Origin of the sequence: Aquamicrobium lusatiense, from assembly GCF_014201615.1 — a bacterium.
GTDB lineage: Bacteria > Pseudomonadota > Alphaproteobacteria > Rhizobiales > Rhizobiaceae > Mesorhizobium > Mesorhizobium lusatiense.
This window is the reverse complement of record NZ_JACHEU010000001.1, coordinates 2,899,206-2,914,411: the sequence shown is the minus strand read 5'-3', so window position 1 is coordinate 2,914,411 and position 15,206 is coordinate 2,899,206. Positions and strand designations below refer to the sequence as shown.

Genomic DNA, 15,206 nt, shown 5'->3' with positions numbered 1-15,206 from the left:
TGTCGCACAACGAGGCCGAGGACATCTCGAAGGAATGGGCCGCAGCAGGCGCCGACGTTCTCCTCCATGCCGTCATCGAAACGGCGGAGATCGTCGAATGAACTGAATCACATGAACCGAATGCTTAAAGCCGCTCGCGAAGAAGCGGCAGCAACAAGGGGAACAAAATGTCGAAAGTCATCAGGAACGGCACCGTCGTAACCGCCGACCGCACGTGGAAGGCCGACGTGCTCATGCAGCACGGCAGGATCGTGGCCATCGGCACGGATCTGCACGGCGACCACGAATTCGACGCCACCGGCTGCTATGTCATGCCGGGCGGCATCGATCCGCACACCCATCTCGAAATGCCCTTCATGGGCACCTATTCCGCCGACGATTTCGAAAGCGGCACGCGCGCGGCCGTAGCCGGCGGCACCACCATGGTGGTCGATTTTTGCCTGCCGGCCCCGCAGCAATCGCTGCTCGAAGCCCTGCAGATGTGGGACAACAAGACCTCGAAAGCGGCCTGCGATTACTCCTTCCACATGGCCATCACCTGGTGGGACAGGCAGGTGTTCGACGAGATGGCGCAGGTGGTGGACAAGGGCATCCCCTCGTTCAAGCACTTCATGGCCTACAAGGGCGCGCTGATGGTGGACGACGACGAGATGTATGCCTCGTTCCAGCGCTGCGCCGAACTTGGCGCGCTGCCGCTCGTCCATGCCGAGAATGGCGACGTGGTCGCCGCCCTGTCGCAGAAACTGCTTGCCGAGGGCAACAACGGGCCTGAGGGCCATGCCTATTCGCGCCCGCCGGAAGTGGAGGGCGAGGCCACCAACCGCGCCATCATGATCGCCGACATGGCCGGCGTGCCGCTCTATGTCGTGCATGTATCCTGCGAGCAGAGCCATGAGGCGATCCGCCGGGCGCGCAGCAAGGGCATGCGCGTCTATGGCGAGCCGCTGATCCAGCACCTGACGCTGGATGAGAGCGAATATTTCAACCGGGACTGGGACCATGCGGCGCGCCGGGTGATGAGCCCGCCCTTCCGCAACCGGATGCATCAGGATTCGCTGTGGGCCGGCCTGCAATCGGGCTCGCTTCAGGCGGTGGCGACTGACCACTGTGCCTTCACCACCGAGCAGAAGCGCTATGGCGTCGGCGATTTCACGAAAATTCCCAACGGCACCGGCGGTCTGGAAGACCGCATGCCGGTGCTGTGGACGAGGGGCGTCAACACCGGGCGGCTGACCATGAACGAGTTCGTGGCTGTGACCTCCACCAACATCGCGAAGATCCTCAACATGTATCCGCAGAAGGGCGCGATCGTGGAAGGCGCCGACGCCGATATCGTGGTGTGGGACCCGAAGCGGACGAAGACCATTGCGGCCGGCAGCCAGCAATCGGTGATCGACTACAACGTCTTCGAGGGCATGGAGGTGACCGGCATGCCGCGCTTCGTCTTCTCGCGCGGAGAGCTGGTGGTTCAGGAAACCGAGATGAGGACGAGGCCGGGCCATGGCGCGTTCGTGGCGCGCAAGCCCAATCCAGCTCCCAACCGGGCGCTGTCGACATGGAAGGAGATCACGGCACCGCGCAGGATCGAGCGCAGCGGCATCCCGGCGACGGGAGTGTGAGGCGGATGAGGACCAGAAATAATGACCGGGGAAGGGCCTGATTTCATGAATGCAATTGCCACCCACAAGCCTTCCTCCCCACTTCCTGCCGGTGAAAACGGTCTCGCCACCGTGGTGACCGCAAGCAAGCTTGGTCTCACCTTCAATACCAATGACGGTCCGGTGCAGGCGCTCAGCAATGTCGACCTGACCATCGGCAAGGGCGAATTCGTGTCGTTCATCGGCCCATCCGGCTGCGGCAAGACCACGCTGCTGAGGGTCATCGCCGATCTGGAAAAGCCCACCTCCGGCACCATTCTGGTCAACGGCATGACGCCGGAACAGGCGCGTGAGCGCCGTGCCTATGGCTATGTGTTTCAGGCGGCGGCCCTGCTGCCGTGGCGCACAATCGCCGACAATGTGGCGCTGCCGCTGGAAATCATGGGAATTTCCAAAGCCGAGCGGGATGAGCGCATCAGGCGCACGCTCGAACTGGTCAATCTGGCCGGGTTCGAGAAGAAATATCCGTGGCAGCTTTCGGGCGGCATGCAGCAGCGCGCCTCGATCGCCCGCGCGCTTGCCTTCGATGCCGACCTTCTTCTGATGGACGAGCCTTTCGGCGCGCTGGACGAGATCGTGCGCGACCATCTCAACCAGCAATTGCTGGAGCTGTGGTCGCGCACCAACAAGACGATCTGCTTCGTCACCCATTCGATCCCCGAGGCGGTTTATCTTTCCACCCGCATCGTGGTGATGTCGCCGCGCCCCGGACGCGTCACCGACGTGATCGAGACCAACCTGCCGCGCGAGCGGCCGCTGGACATCCGCGAGACGCCGGAGTTCCTCGCCATCGCGGCGCGCGTGCGCGACGGTCTCAAGGCCGGCCACTCCTATGAGGATTGAGGGCTGATATGGACAGTTTCCGATCCAAAATCGTTCCCGTTACTACGCTGCTGGCGATACTGGTGGTGGCCTGGTACGCCTTCGCCGTACAACTGAACGGACCGTTCCAGCGCGATCTCGACCGCCGCGCCGGCGAACAGCCCGGCACGCTGGAGTTCCTGATGCGGACGTGGTCGCAGCCGAAGCCGACGCTGCCGGCTCCGCATCAGGTGGCGCAGAATTTCTACAAGTCCACCTTCACGGTGAAGCCGTGGAGCAACCGCAGCCTGATCTACCATTCTTGGGTGACGCTGTCCTCGACCTTTGTGGGCTTCGCCTTCGGGGCCGTGCTGGGCATCCTGATCGCCGTCGGCATTGTGCATTTCGCATCGCTGGACCGCAGCCTGATGCCGTGGATCATCACATCGCAAACCATTCCCATCCTCGCCATCGCGCCGATGGTGGTGGTGGTGTTCGCCTCCATCGGCATCACCGGGCTGTTTCCCAAGGCGCTGATCTCGACCTATCTGTCGTTCTTTCCCGTCGCCGTCGGCATGGTGAAGGGGTTGCGCTCGCCCGAGGTCATGCATCTCGACCTGATGCGCACCTATAACGCCACCCGCCCGCAGGTGTTCTGGAAGCTCAGGGTGCCGGCGTCGCTGCCGTTCCTGTTCGCCTCCATGAAGGTGGCTGTGGCGGCAAGCCTTGTTGGCGCCATCGTGGCCGAGCTTCCGACCGGGGCGGTGGCCGGCATCGGCGCGCGGCTGCTCAACGGCTCCTATTACAGCCAGACCATCGACATCTGGGCGGCACTGGTCGCCGGCTCGATCGTCGCGGTGATACTGGTGGCGCTGGTGGGGCTGGCCGGACGCCTGACCGACCGCGCCATGGGCGGGAGGCCGGCATGAAGGCTTCACTTCCATGGCAGATCCCGGCCGCGCTTCTGGCGGTCATCGTCGGCGCAGTCCTGCAGGCTGCAACCGCTGCCGGTGGGGGGCCGGACAATATCTGGCCGGCGCTCGGGCTGATCGCGTTGGCGGTGGCCGGCACATGGGCGATTGCGGCCAATCTCATCGCGCAGGCGGTGGTTCTCTTCATCGGCGCGCATGGGGCAGCATGGCTGCTGCTCAGCGGCATCGCCGGGCATGAGGGGCAGGCGGGCGCTTCGTTCTATCTGGCGCTTGCCGCGGCCTGGCTTCTCGCATGGTGCTGCGTGACGATCCTGTCCGCGCAAAAGCCGGCTTCACGCCATGCCCGAAAGGCGCTCGGCATCATCATCCCTGTCATCTTCGGCGCGTGGGTGCTGATCGTGTGGGAAGCCGTGGTGCGCGGCGCGGGCATCCCCTTTCTGCTGCTGCCGCCGCCCAGCGCCATCGCGGCCCGGATCACGACATCGACCGGGGTGCTGATGGCGGATGTGCGCCAGACCGTCTTCAAGGCGGTTCTGGCCGGCTACGTCATCGGTTGCGCCAGCGGCTTCGTCGCGGCCATCGCGGCCGACCGCTTCACCTTCCTGCGGCGCGGGCTTTTACCCATCGGTAACATGGCGGCGGCGCTGCCGATCATCGGCGTCGCCCCCATCATGGTCATGTGGTTCGGCTTCGACTGGCAGTCCAAGGCGGCGGTCGTGGTGATCATGACCTTCTTCCCCATGCTGGTGAACACCGTGGTCGGCCTGTCCGCCTCCAGCCACATGGAGCGCGACCTGATGCGCACCTATGCCTCCGGCTACTGGCAGACGCTGTTCAAGCTGCGCCTGCCGGCAGCGATGCCGTTCATCTTCAACGCGCTGAAGATCAATTCGACGCTGGCGCTGATCGGCGCGATCGTGGCCGAATTCTTCGGCACGCCGGTGGTCGGCATGGGCTTCCGCATCTCCACCGAAGTCGGGCGCATGAACATCGACATGGTGTGGGCGGAGATTGCCGTGGCGGCCGTGGCCGGCACGCTGTTCTATGGCGTGGTGGCGCTGGTGGAGCGCGCCGTCACGTTTTGGCACCCGTCTGTCCGTGGTGGGTAGATGGCTTTTCAGAGGGTGAGAACAATGAAAAAAATGCTCGTATCGTTGCTTGCCGGGGCGATGTCCTTTGCCGCCGCGCAGGCCATGGCTGCGGACAAGGTGGTGCTGCAGCTCAAATGGGTGGCTCAGGGCCAGTTCGCAGGCTATTTCGTGGCCAAGGAAAAGGGTTTCTATGAGGAGGAAGGGCTCGACGTCGAGATCAAGAACGGCGGCCCCGACATTGCGCCCGAGCAGGTGATCGCCGGCGGCGGCGCCGATGTGATCGTGACCTGGATGGCGGCGGGACTGGCCGCCCGCGACAAGGGCGTCAATCTCGTCAACATCGCCCAGCCCTATGCCAAGTCTGGCCTTGAACTGATCTGCCCGAAGGATGGGCCGGTGCAGACCGAAGCCGACTTCAAGGGCCATACGCTTGGCGTGTGGTTCTTCGGCAACGAATATCCGTTCTATGCGTGGATGAACAAGCTGGGGCTGCCGACCGAAGGCGGGGCGGACGGCGTGACCGTGCTGAAGCAGAGCTTTGACGTGCAGCCGCTGATCCAGAAGCAGGCCGACTGCATCTCGGTGATGACCTATAACGAATACTGGCAGGCCATCGATGCCGGCTTCAAGCCCGAGGATCTCGTGGTCTTCAACTATACCGACCTTGGCAACGACCTGCTGGAGGACGGGCTCTATGTCATCGAGGACAATCTCAAGGATCCGGCATTCGAGGACAAGATGGTGCGCTTTGTGCGCGCTTCCATGAAAGGCTGGAAATATGCCGTCGACAATCCGGAAGAAGCGGCTGAAGCCGTCATGGAAGCCGGCGGCGAGGACGAAAACCACCAGAAGCGCATGGTGGGCGAGGTCGGCAAGCTGATCGGCGACGGCAAGCTCGACCCGGTGGTCTATGAGCGCACCGCAAAGGCGCTTCTCGACCAGAAGATCATCACCAAGGAGCCGGAGGGCGCCTACACCACGGCGATCACTGACAAGGCGCTGTAATAGACGCAGGCATTGGACGCGAGGAAGAGAAGGGGCGGGAAACCGCCCCTTTCACATTCGCTCAGATGCGCCGTTCCTTGATCGTGCTCATGATGAAGGACGTCTCGATCGAGGCCACGCATTTCAGGCGCGCGATCTTTTCCTTGATGAAGCGCTCATATTCGCCGAGCCCGGAGGCCGCGACCTTGAGCAGATAGTCCCGCTGGCCGGTGACGAGATGGCATTCCAGAACCTCGTCCCACTCCTGAACGGCCTGCTCGAACATGACGATGTAGTCCTCGTTCTGCTGGACGAGCCGGATTGTGGCGAGCGCGGTCATGGTCCAGCCGAAGGCCGCGGGGTCGACCAGTGCGGTGTAGCCGCGGATGACGCCGCTTTCCTCCAGCCGCCGCACGCGCCGCAGGCAGGGCGAGGGCGACAGGCCTATCCTTTCGGCCAGATCGATGTTGGGCAGGCGCGCATCCGCCTGCAACTGGCTGAGAATTTTCCGGTCGAACTCATCGGCAATTTTTTGCGTCATTTTTGGCTGTCCGTGGGCATGAATTGCGGTGTTTCAGTCACAATCAGCTTAAAATAGCAAGGACTGCACGTCATTCTTTGGCTAGATTGCGCAAAGGATTGAAAAAAGGGCCGCAAGGCCGCTTCCGGGAGCCGTCATGACCGCGCCAAAACCCTCCAGAACCCATATCGGCAATCACAAGCTGCATCCCGAGACGATGATGCTGAGCTACGGGTTCGACCCGTTGCTTTCGGAAGGCGCGGTCAAGCCGCCGGTTTTCCTGACCTCGACCTTCGTGTTCCATTCGGCCGAGGAGGGGCGCGATTTCTTCGACTACACTTCCGGCCGCAAGGAACCGCCGCAGGGCACCAGCGCGGGACTGGTCTATTCGCGCTTCAACCATCCCAACAGCGAGATCGTCGAGGACCGGCTGGCGGTTTATGAAAACACCGACAGCTGCGTGCTGTTCTCGTCCGGCATGTCCGCCATCTCGACGGCGATCCTCGCCTACGCGAAGCCGGGTGACGTCATCCTGCACTCGCAGCCGCTCTATGGCGGCACGGAGACGCTGCTGGCGCGCACGCTGGCCGGGCTTGGCATCCAGGCCGTCGGCTTCTCCAATGGCGTCGATGGCGAGGCGGTTCGCAAGGCGGCGAAGGACGCCGCTGCAAAGGGGCGGGTGTCGATCATTCTGGTGGAAACGCCGTCCAATCCCATCAACAGCGTCATCGATCTCGCGCTGATGCGGCAGGTGGCGGATGAGCTTGGCAGTTCGCAGGGCCACCGCCCGGTGGTGATGTGCGACAACACGATGCTCGGGCCGGTCTTCCAGCGCCCGGTGGAACTTGGCGCGGACGTGTCGCTCTATTCGCTGACGAAATATGTGGGTGGTCATTCCGATCTCATCGCCGGGGCCGCGATGGGGCCGAAGGACGTCATCAAGCCGATCAAGGCGCTGCGCGGGGCCATCGGCACCCAGCTCGACGCGCATTCCTGCTGGATGCTCGGCCGCTCGCTGGAAACGCTGGCGCTGCGCATGGAAAAAGCCGACGCCAATGCGAAGGTCGTGGCGCAATTCCTGCGCGACCACGACAAGGTGGAAAAGGTTCATTACCTGCCATTCCTTGACGCCGGCAGCCCGGAAGCCAAGGTGTTTCAGGCCCAGTGCACGGGTGCGGGCTCGACCTTCTCCTTCGACATTCGCGGCGGCGAGAAGGCCGCTTTTGCGTTCCTCAACGCGTTGCAGTTGTTCAAGCTGGCGGTCAGTCTCGGCGGCACGGAATCGCTGGCCAGCCATCCGGCCGCCATGACCCATTCAGGCGTGCCGCTGGAGGTGCGCCAGCGCATCGGCGTGCTCGAAACCACCATCCGCCTGTCGATCGGCGTCGAGCATCCCGATGATCTGGTTGCCGATCTGGAGCAGGCGCTGGCCGCGGCCTGACTGCCGCAAAGGCTCGACAGTTTCGGAGAGCCTTTGCGGCCTCAGCGTTTCTTGCAAAGGCATCAACCGCCGCGCCGGTGAAAGCGGGCGCGGCAGTTTGTTTTCCCCGGTGATGCAGAAGCGGAAAAACTGGTTTCGATCCACGCTCCCGCAGGGGAGCGACGGGCGCCGACAGTGATGGCCGCGCGGACGTCAGCCCGTTTCGATCCACGCTTCCGCGAAGGGAGCGACACGCCATCATCCCACCCGACGCGAGAGCGACAAGGGGGTCGCGATCCACGCTTCGGCTCAGGAACCAAAGCGTCCGCATTTTCCTTCACCTATTGCCAGGCAAAAGTTTCAACCCACGCTCCAGCGAAGGTAGCGACTTCGACGGCCAGCGCTGGAGCTGCTGCCAGATGTAGTTTCGATACACGCTCCTGTGAAGGAACGACGCGGCCGACAATCTCGCGATAAACCGGCCGCCTGCTTTCATTTGCCTTTCCGCAGGCGGAAAGCCGGCTACCGCTTTTCGCGGATGTCGCTCAGCGTGCGCGCGGGCGTGATCGCTTCGGGATCAAGCCTGATCTCGATGATCGCCGGCTTGCCGCTGGTGCGTGCCCGCTCGAAGGCGGGGGCGAAGGCGTCGGTGTTTTCCACCGTTTCGCCATGGCCGCCGAAGGCGCGCGCATAGGCGGCGAAGTCCGGGTTCTTCAGGCTGGTGCCGGAAACGCGGCCGGGATATTCCCGTTCCTGATGCATGCGGATGGTGCCGTAGATGCCGTTGTTGAGGATGACGACGATCACCGGCAGATCATACTGAACGGCGGTCGCGAACTCCTGACCGTGCATCAGGAAATCCCCGTCGCCGGCCCAGACGATCACTTCGCGATCCGGAAACACGCTTTTCGCGCCGACGCCCGCCGGCACGCCGTAGCCCATGGAGCCGGAAGTCGGGGCCGCCTGCGTGTTGAAGCGGCGGAACCGGTGGAAGCGGTGCATCCAGGTGGCAAAGTTGCCGGCGCCGTTGCAGATGATCGCATCCTGAGGCAGGACGCCCTCCAGATAATCCATGATCGGACCCATCTGCACCGCGCCGGGGCCGGTCTTCGGCGGGGTGGACCATGCCAGATAATCGGCATGGCGCTGCTTCGTCTCGCTCGCCCAGACCGGTGCGGTCTTCGGTTTGCGGGAGGCGAAGGCCTCGACGAAGGCTGCGGGCGAGGCGTTGATGGCAAGGGTCGGCCGGTAGACGCGGCCGAGCTCATTGGCATCGACGTGGACATGGACCAGCTTCTGGTCCGGATAGGGGCTCTTCATCAGCGTGTAGTCGGACGAAGGCATCTCGCCGAAGCGGCCACCGACCAGCAGGATGAGGTCAGCTTCCCTGATCGCTGTCGCCAGCTTCGGATTAAGGCCGATGCCGACATCGCCGGCGTAGTTTTCATGGCAATGATCGAACAGCATCTGGCGGCGGAAGGAGACGCCGACCGGAAGGGTCCAGTCTTCCGCGATCCGCCGGATATGGGCAACCGCGTCTTCGCTCCAGCGGGTGCCGCCGAGGATGACGAACGGGCGCTTCGCCTCGCCGAGCAGCTTTTCGAGCTGGCTCAGCTCCGCATCGCCAGGTCGGGTCTCGACCGGCGTGAAGGGAAGGGCTTGCGGGGCCTGGACCTCGGAAACCAGCATGTCTTCCGGCAGCGACACGATGACGGGGCCGGGGCGGCCGGAAGTGGCGACGGCGAAGGCGCGCGTCACCAGCTCGGGGATGCGGGCGGCATCGTCGATCTCGACCACCCATTTGGCGATGTCGCCGAAGAAGGCGTGATAATCGACCTCCTGAAACGCCTCGCGATATTTGGCGTGGCCGGCGATCTGGCCAATGAACAGGATCATCGGCACGGAATCCTGCATGGCGATGTGAACGCCGGCAGAGGCATTGGTGGCGCCGGGGCCGCGGGTGACGAAGCAGACGCCCGGCCGGCCGGTGAGGCGGCCCTGACAGTCGGCCATCATGGCGGCGCCGCCTTCCTGCCGGCACACGATGGTGCGGATGTCGGAATCATGCAGGGCATCGAGCACGGCGAGATAGGATTCGCCCGGTACGCAGAAGATGCGGTCGGTGCCGTTGGCTTCCAGCGCCTCGACGATCAGTTGTCCTCCGGTTTTCATCGCGACTTACGCTCCTCCAGCTCTGCGAGTATTTCCTCAGTGTGTTCGCCCAGACGCGGCGACGGGCGCTCATACGCGAGCGGCGTGGCCGACATGACCATCGGCGCGCGCACCGATGGCAGGGTGTTGCCATGGCCGTCGTCCAGATCGAGCCGCATACCGCGCGCCACCACCTGCGGGTCGGCGAATGTCTGGGAAATGTCGTTGATCGGGCTGGCCGGCACGCCAGCCTTTTCAAGGGCGGCAAGGATTTCGGCACGGCCGAAGCCGGCGAGGGCGGGCACCGTGTGCTCGCGCAGCGCGTGGCGGTTGGCGACGCGTGCCGAATTGGTGGCGAACTGAGGGTCTTCAGCCAGTTCGGCGCGGCCGATGACGGCACAGAACTTGGCGAACTGGCTGTCATTGCCGACCGCAAGTATGAAATGCCCGTCGCTGACCGGCAGCACCTCATAGGGCGCGATGTTGGGATGGGCGTTGCCCATGCGGTTGGGCGCGGTGCCGGACACCAGATAGTTCAGGTTCTGGTTGGCGAGAACCGATACCTGCGTGTCGAGCAGGGCCATGTCGATATGCTGGCCTTCGCCGGTCTTCTCGGCATGGCGCAGTGCGGCCTGCATGGCGATGACCGAATAGAGGCCGGTAAAGATGTCCGTGACGGCGACGCCCACCTTCTGCGGTTCGCGGTCCGGTTCTCCGGTGATCGACATCAGGCCGGACATGCCCTGCACGATGAAGTCATAGCCGGCGCGAGGCGCATAGGGGCCATCCTGCCCGAAGCCGGTGATCGAGCAGTAGATGAGCTTCGGATTGACCGCCTTCAGGCTCTCATAGTCGAGGCCGTATTTCTTCAGGCCGCCAAGCTTGAAATTCTCGATGAGAATGTCGGCATCTGCCACCAGCCGGCGCACGGTCTCAGCACCTTCCGGCGTGGAGAAATCGAGGGCGATGGAGCGCTTGCCGCGATTGCAGGAGTGGTAATAGGCGGCGGACAGGTTCTCGCCGTCCTTGCCCTCGACGAAGGGCGGCCCCCATTTGCGGGTATCGTCGCCCTGCGGGCTCTCCACCTTGATGACGTCCGCGCCAAGATCGGCCAGCACCTGCCCTGCCCATGGGCCGGCCAGAATGCGGGCCAGTTCGATGACGCGGATGCCTTGGAGTGGTGGAGGGGCCATGGTCTGCTCACTGCTTTGGAATGAAGGTTGAAGAGGTGGTAGCAAGGCTTTCTGATGCTGTCACGCCGGGTGAGATGGGCCAGATCCGGCGGGGCAGACCCTTTCCAGCCAGCCCATGAAATCGGCCATGATCTGATCCCGGTTGATCTCGTTGAGGCTCTCATGGCGGGTCTGCGGCCAGATGGTCGTGGTCACGTCGGAAAAGCCCATGGTCTTCATGCGCGAGGAAAGCTGGCGCATGCTTTTGCCGCCATCCGTTGCAGGATCGCTTTCGCCGCCGACCAGATAAAAGGGCAGGGTGCGGCGGATGCCGGCGAATTGCGCATTGTCCGCTCCGTTGCCGGCAAGGCGAAACAGGTCGATCCACAGCGACACCGACGCGTTCCAGCCGCAGAGCGGGTCGGCGATATAGGCATCGACCTCGGCGGGATCGCGCGACAGCCAGTCGAAGAGCGTGCGATGGCCGGGAACCGCCTTGCCCCATGCTTCGAAGGTCAGCTTCGGCAGAAGCCGCGAAGGCACGTCGGAGCCGAGGCGAAAGCGTTCAAGGCCGAGAATTGCGCGGGCCGCAAGCGCGGCAAGGCCGGACTGGAAATTCGAGTTCCAGACGGAAGCGGCATGAATGCGGCCGGAGTGACGCAGCACATAGTTGAGCGCGATCATGCCGCCCATCGAATGGCCGAAAACGATGACCGGCAGGCCGGGATGTTTTTGGGCGATGAGGTCGTGGACGGCGTCGACATCGGCAATCAGCTTCTCCACGCCATCCTTGCCGGCAAAGCGGCCTTTGGTCGTATCGGGGGCCGCAAAGCGGCCGGGGGGCGCATCGGGCGCGCGGGTGAAGCCGTGGCCGCGATGGTCATGCGCGTAGACGTGGAAGCCGTGGGCGGACAGGAATTTTGCAAAAGCCGCGTAGCGGGCGGCATGTTCGGCAAGGCCGTGATTGATCTGGATGACGCCGCGTGGCGCTGCGGAGGCAGGCTCGACATACAGGTTCAGCGTTGCCCCGCTGCCGGTAGAAAGCGTTTGTCGGTCGCTGAAGCTCATCTTTGTTCCCGCCCGCCGGAAAACTGCACGATTGGCGCGGGTCCGATGTCCTTACGGGCAAGGGAGCGCCAGCCGCATGGCTGCACAGAAAGCTTTTACGTGCAACAGCTTCAGAGGGGTCATGATGATTTCAGATGGAATGATGCGCGCGGCGACTGAAAGGATCAGGCCCGCACCTGTGGGGGGCATCTTTCGCGTGTCCGGCAAGGCGCTGCGGGCAGCGGGATCAGTTTCCGTGTACGTCTGTCACCTTGTTTTATGAACGGGTCCCGGCAAAATGACGGTTACAGGTATTATATGCAATAAACATGATATATCGATATATCTTTCAGGGAGGATATATCGATGAAGTTCAGACTTGGGATCGCAATCGTCATGATGGCAATGGCTGTTTTTTCAACATCAGGCCCCGCCGGCGCGGGCGAACGCTACGGCCAGCAGAAGGTTGTCTATCACATCAACGGCGATGGTGGCCCCGAGGGCAAGCTCTACAAGGCGGCCCTGACCAATGTGCAGAACCACGTCAACGCGGTGGGGCGCGATAATATCGAGGTGAAGATCGTTCTTCACGGCGACGGGCTGAAACTGTTGATGCAGGCGCAGGACGATGTCACGCTGCAGTCAGCGGTAACCAGCCTGAAGACGCAGAACGTTTCCTTTCTGGTGTGCAACAACACGCTGACCGGCCGCCACATCGATTTCGAATCGGAGCTGTTCGAGGTCTTCGACGACGACATCGTTCCTTCGGGCGTTGCCGAACTCAGTCATCTGCAACAGCAGGGCTACACCTATATAAAGCCCTGACAGGCGCCATCAGGCCGGCCCGGCCGGCGGAGCAGGGGCATTGCCCCCAGCCGGTCTTTCGCCTACATAGCGGCCAACCTCCGATCACGAATTGTTCAAGGAAGAGCGCGTGGCACGCCAGTTCATCTATCACATGGCCGGCCTGAACAAGGCCTACGGCACCAAGAAGGTGCTGGAGAATATCCATCTTTCATTCTACCCGGACGCCAAGATCGGCATTCTGGGCCCCAACGGCGCCGGTAAGTCGACGATCCTCAAGATCATGGCCGGGCTCGATAAGGAATATACCGGCGAAGCCTGGCTGGCCGAGGGAGCCACCGTTGGCTATCTGGCGCAGGAGCCGAACCTCGATCCGAACAAGACCGTGTTCGAGAACGTCATGGACGGCGTTGCCAAGAAGACGGCCATCATCGAGCGCTACAACGAACTGATGATGAACTATTCCGACGAGACGGCGGACGAGTCGGCGAAGCTTCAGGACGAGATGGACCGACTGAACCTGTGGGATCTCGAACAGCAGGTCGAGATGGCCATGGACGCGCTGGCCTGCCCGCCCAAGGATGCGGACGTGACCAAGCTTTCCGGCGGCGAGCGCCGCCGCGTGGCGCTGTGCCGGCTGCTGCTGGAAGAGCCCGATCTTCTGCTCCTCGACGAACCGACCAACCACCTTGACGCCGAGACGACCTCGTGGCTGGAAAAGCACCTGCGCGCCTACAAGGGCTCGGTGCTGCTCATCACCCACGATCGCTACTTCCTCGACAACGTCACCGGCTGGATTCTGGAGCTCGACCGCGGCCGCGGTATTCCGTACGAGGGCAACTACACCAAATATCTGGAAGCCAAGGCCAAGCGTCTCAAGCAGGAAGGCCGTGAGGACGACGCCCGCCAGCGCGCCATCAGCCGCGAGCGCGAGTGGATCCAGTCCAGCCCCAAGGCGCGTCAGACCAAGTCCAAGGCCCGTATCAAGGCGTTCGAGGATCTGCTCACCGCAGCGGATTCGCGTCGCCCGACCGACACCCAGATCGTCATCCCGCATGGCGAGCGTCTGGGCAATGTGGTCATCGAGGTCGAGGGTCTGTCCAAGGGCTTCGGCGATGAGCTGCTGATCGAAAACCTGTCGTTCAAGCTGCCTCCGGGTGGCATCGTCGGCGTCATCGGCCCGAACGGCGCGGGCAAGACCACGCTGTTCCGCATGATCACCGGGCAGGAAAAGCCGGATGCCGGTTCGATCCGCGTCGGCGAGACGGTCAGGCTCGGCTATGTCGACCAGAGCCGCGATGCGCTCGATCCCAACAAGACTGTGTGGGAAGAGGTGTCGGGCGGTGCTGAGGTCGTCAAGCTCGGCAAGTTCGAGGCCAACACACGCGCCTATTGCTCGTCCTTTAACTTCCGTGGGCAGGACCAGCAGCAGAAGGTGGGGAACCTTTCGGGCGGTCAGCGCAACCGCGTGCATCTGGCCAAGATGCTGCGCAATGGCGGCAACGTTCTGCTGCTCGACGAACCGACCAACGACCTCGACACCGAAACGCTGGCGGCACTTGAAGATGCGCTTGAGAATTATGCCGGCTGCGCTGTCATCATCTCTCACGATCGTATGTTCCTCGACCGTCTGGCCACGCACATCCTGGCCTTCGAGGGCGGCAGCCATGTCGAATGGTTCGAGGGCAACTTTGAGGATTACGAGCAGGACAAGATCCGCCGGCTGGGTCCGGAGGCGGTCAATCCGCACCGCATGACCTACAAGCGCCTGACTCGCTGATATTTCACACGACGCCCCGCCAAAAACGGGGCGTTTTGTTTTGTCGAGTAAGCCATTGGGGGCGCAATGAAAGACTGGTCGGCCACGCAATATCTGAAATTCGAGGACGAGCGCACGCGCCCGTCGCGTGACCTGCTGGCGCAGGTGCCGGCCGTCTCGCCCCATCGCGTTGTCGACATCGGGTGCGGGCCGGGAAATTCCACCGAGCTGCTGGCCGGGCGCTGGCCGGATGCGGAGGTGTCGGGCATCGATACGTCGCCGGACATGCTGGAGAAAGCCTGCAAGCGCCTTCCGGGCGTCAGCTTTGAACTGGCGGACGCCGAAAGCTGGTCGCCTGCGGAGAAAGCGGACGTGCTGTTCGCCAACGCCGTGTTCCAGTGGCTGCCCAACCATCCGCAGGTGCTGGTGCGGCTGATGGGTGAGCTTGCGCCGGGCGGCACGCTGGCCGTGCAGATGCCCGACAATCTGGGCGAGCCCTCGCACCGGCTGATGCGCGAGACGGCCGCCGAAATGCCGTTCGCGGCGAAGATCGCCGATGCGGCGCGCGATCCGCTGCCGCCCGTGCAGCATTATTATGACCTGCTGACGCCGCTGAGCGCGCGCCTCGACATCTGGCACACGGTCTACAACCACCCGCTGGCGGGACCGGATGCCATCGTCGAGTGGCTGAAATCGACCGGGCTGAAGCCTTTCGTCGATCCGCTGGAAGAGGATGAGCGGCAGGCGTTTCTTGCGCGCTATCTGGAAAAGATCGCGGCTGCCTATCCGGCCGCTGCCGATGGCAAGGTGCTGCTGCGGTTCCCGCGCCTGTTCATCGTAGCCGTGCGCAAGGACTGAATCTGCTCA

At 63.2% G+C, this 15,206-nt stretch carries 13 protein-coding genes; 9 read left to right on the top strand and 4 right to left on the bottom strand.

Annotation, left to right across the window (positions count from 1 at the left end; all coding sequences use genetic code 11):
• The first annotated feature begins 167 nt into the window (after positions 1 to 167).
• Genes hydA through HNR59_RS13935 form a run of 5 tightly spaced genes read left to right on the top strand, consistent with a single transcriptional unit; the run spans position 168 to position 5,487 of the window.
• Positions 168 to 1,619: a dihydropyrimidinase gene (gene hydA, locus HNR59_RS13955; protein ID WP_183831196.1), complete on the top strand. Its 1,452-nt coding sequence runs from the start codon at positions 168 to 170 to the stop codon at positions 1,617 to 1,619.
• Between the two features lie 45 nt (positions 1,620 to 1,664).
• A complete protein-coding gene (locus tag HNR59_RS13950) occupies positions 1,665 to 2,501 on the top strand; it encodes an ABC transporter ATP-binding protein (protein WP_210307253.1) in 837 nt (278 codons plus the stop codon).
• 8 nt (positions 2,502 to 2,509) lie between these two features.
• Positions 2,510 to 3,388 carry an ABC transporter permease gene (locus HNR59_RS13945; protein ID WP_183831194.1) on the top strand — a complete coding sequence of 293 codons (879 nt, stop codon included), beginning with the start codon at positions 2,510 to 2,512 and terminating at the stop codon, positions 3,386 to 3,388.
• Positions 3,385 to 4,500 (top strand): ABC transporter permease, encoded by a 1,116-nt coding sequence (locus HNR59_RS13940; protein ID WP_183831192.1) that lies wholly within the window; start codon positions 3,385 to 3,387, stop codon positions 4,498 to 4,500. Before HNR59_RS13945 ends, HNR59_RS13940 begins: the two co-directional genes overlap by 4 nt.
• A 24-nt stretch (positions 4,501 to 4,524) precedes the next feature.
• Complete coding sequence (locus HNR59_RS13935) at positions 4,525 to 5,487, top strand: ABC transporter substrate-binding protein (protein ID WP_183831189.1); 963 nt, start codon at positions 4,525 to 4,527, stop codon at positions 5,485 to 5,487.
• A 61-nt stretch (positions 5,488 to 5,548) separates the two neighbouring features.
• Here HNR59_RS13935 and HNR59_RS13930 read toward each other — a convergent pair whose 3' ends face one another.
• The gene (locus tag HNR59_RS13930) at positions 5,549 to 6,007 is read right to left on the bottom strand and encodes an Lrp/AsnC family transcriptional regulator (protein WP_183831187.1); all 459 of its coding nucleotides are present in this window, start codon (positions 6,005 to 6,007) and stop codon (positions 5,549 to 5,551) included.
• 136 nt (positions 6,008 to 6,143) lie between these two features.
• Here HNR59_RS13930 and HNR59_RS13925 point away from each other — a divergent pair, with 136 nt between their 5' ends.
• Positions 6,144 to 7,427, top strand: a complete 1,284-nt coding sequence (locus HNR59_RS13925) for a cystathionine gamma-synthase family protein (protein ID WP_183831185.1) — start codon at positions 6,144 to 6,146, stop codon at positions 7,425 to 7,427.
• A gap of 501 nt (positions 7,428 to 7,928) precedes the next feature.
• Here HNR59_RS13925 and HNR59_RS13920 read toward each other — a convergent pair.
• The 3 genes from HNR59_RS13920 to HNR59_RS13910 are packed head-to-tail and all read right to left on the bottom strand — an operon-like array spanning position 7,929 to position 11,797.
• On the bottom strand, positions 7,929 to 9,578 hold the full coding sequence (locus tag HNR59_RS13920) for a thiamine pyrophosphate-binding protein (protein WP_183831183.1): 1,650 nt from the start codon (positions 9,576 to 9,578) through the stop codon (positions 7,929 to 7,931).
• Positions 9,575 to 10,750 (bottom strand): CaiB/BaiF CoA transferase family protein, encoded by a 1,176-nt coding sequence (locus HNR59_RS13915; RefSeq protein WP_183831181.1) that lies wholly within the window; start codon positions 10,748 to 10,750, stop codon positions 9,575 to 9,577. The genes HNR59_RS13920 and HNR59_RS13915 overlap by 4 nt, the downstream gene beginning before the upstream one ends.
• Positions 10,751 to 10,810: 60 nt before the next feature.
• Positions 10,811 to 11,797, bottom strand: coding sequence for an alpha/beta fold hydrolase (locus HNR59_RS13910; RefSeq protein WP_183831179.1), 987 nt, complete (start codon positions 11,795 to 11,797; stop codon positions 10,811 to 10,813).
• Positions 11,798 to 12,142: 345 nt separating this feature from the next.
• On the opposite strand from HNR59_RS13910, the gene HNR59_RS13905 reads away from it, so the two are divergent.
• From HNR59_RS13905 to tam, 3 genes are all read left to right on the top strand, one after another.
• Entirely contained in the window at positions 12,143 to 12,601 is a 459-nt protein-coding gene (locus HNR59_RS13905) for a DsrE family protein (RefSeq protein WP_183831177.1), read from the top strand.
• 109 nt (positions 12,602 to 12,710) lie between these two features.
• The gene (ettA, locus tag HNR59_RS13900; protein ID WP_183831175.1) at positions 12,711 to 14,360 is read left to right on the top strand and encodes an energy-dependent translational throttle protein EttA; all 1,650 of its coding nucleotides are present in this window, start codon (positions 12,711 to 12,713) and stop codon (positions 14,358 to 14,360) included.
• Positions 14,361 to 14,426: 66 nt separating this feature from the next.
• The gene (gene tam, locus HNR59_RS13895; RefSeq protein ID WP_183831173.1) at positions 14,427 to 15,197 is read left to right on the top strand and encodes a trans-aconitate 2-methyltransferase; all 771 of its coding nucleotides are present in this window, start codon (positions 14,427 to 14,429) and stop codon (positions 15,195 to 15,197) included.
• Positions 15,198 to 15,206 lie beyond the last annotated feature (9 nt).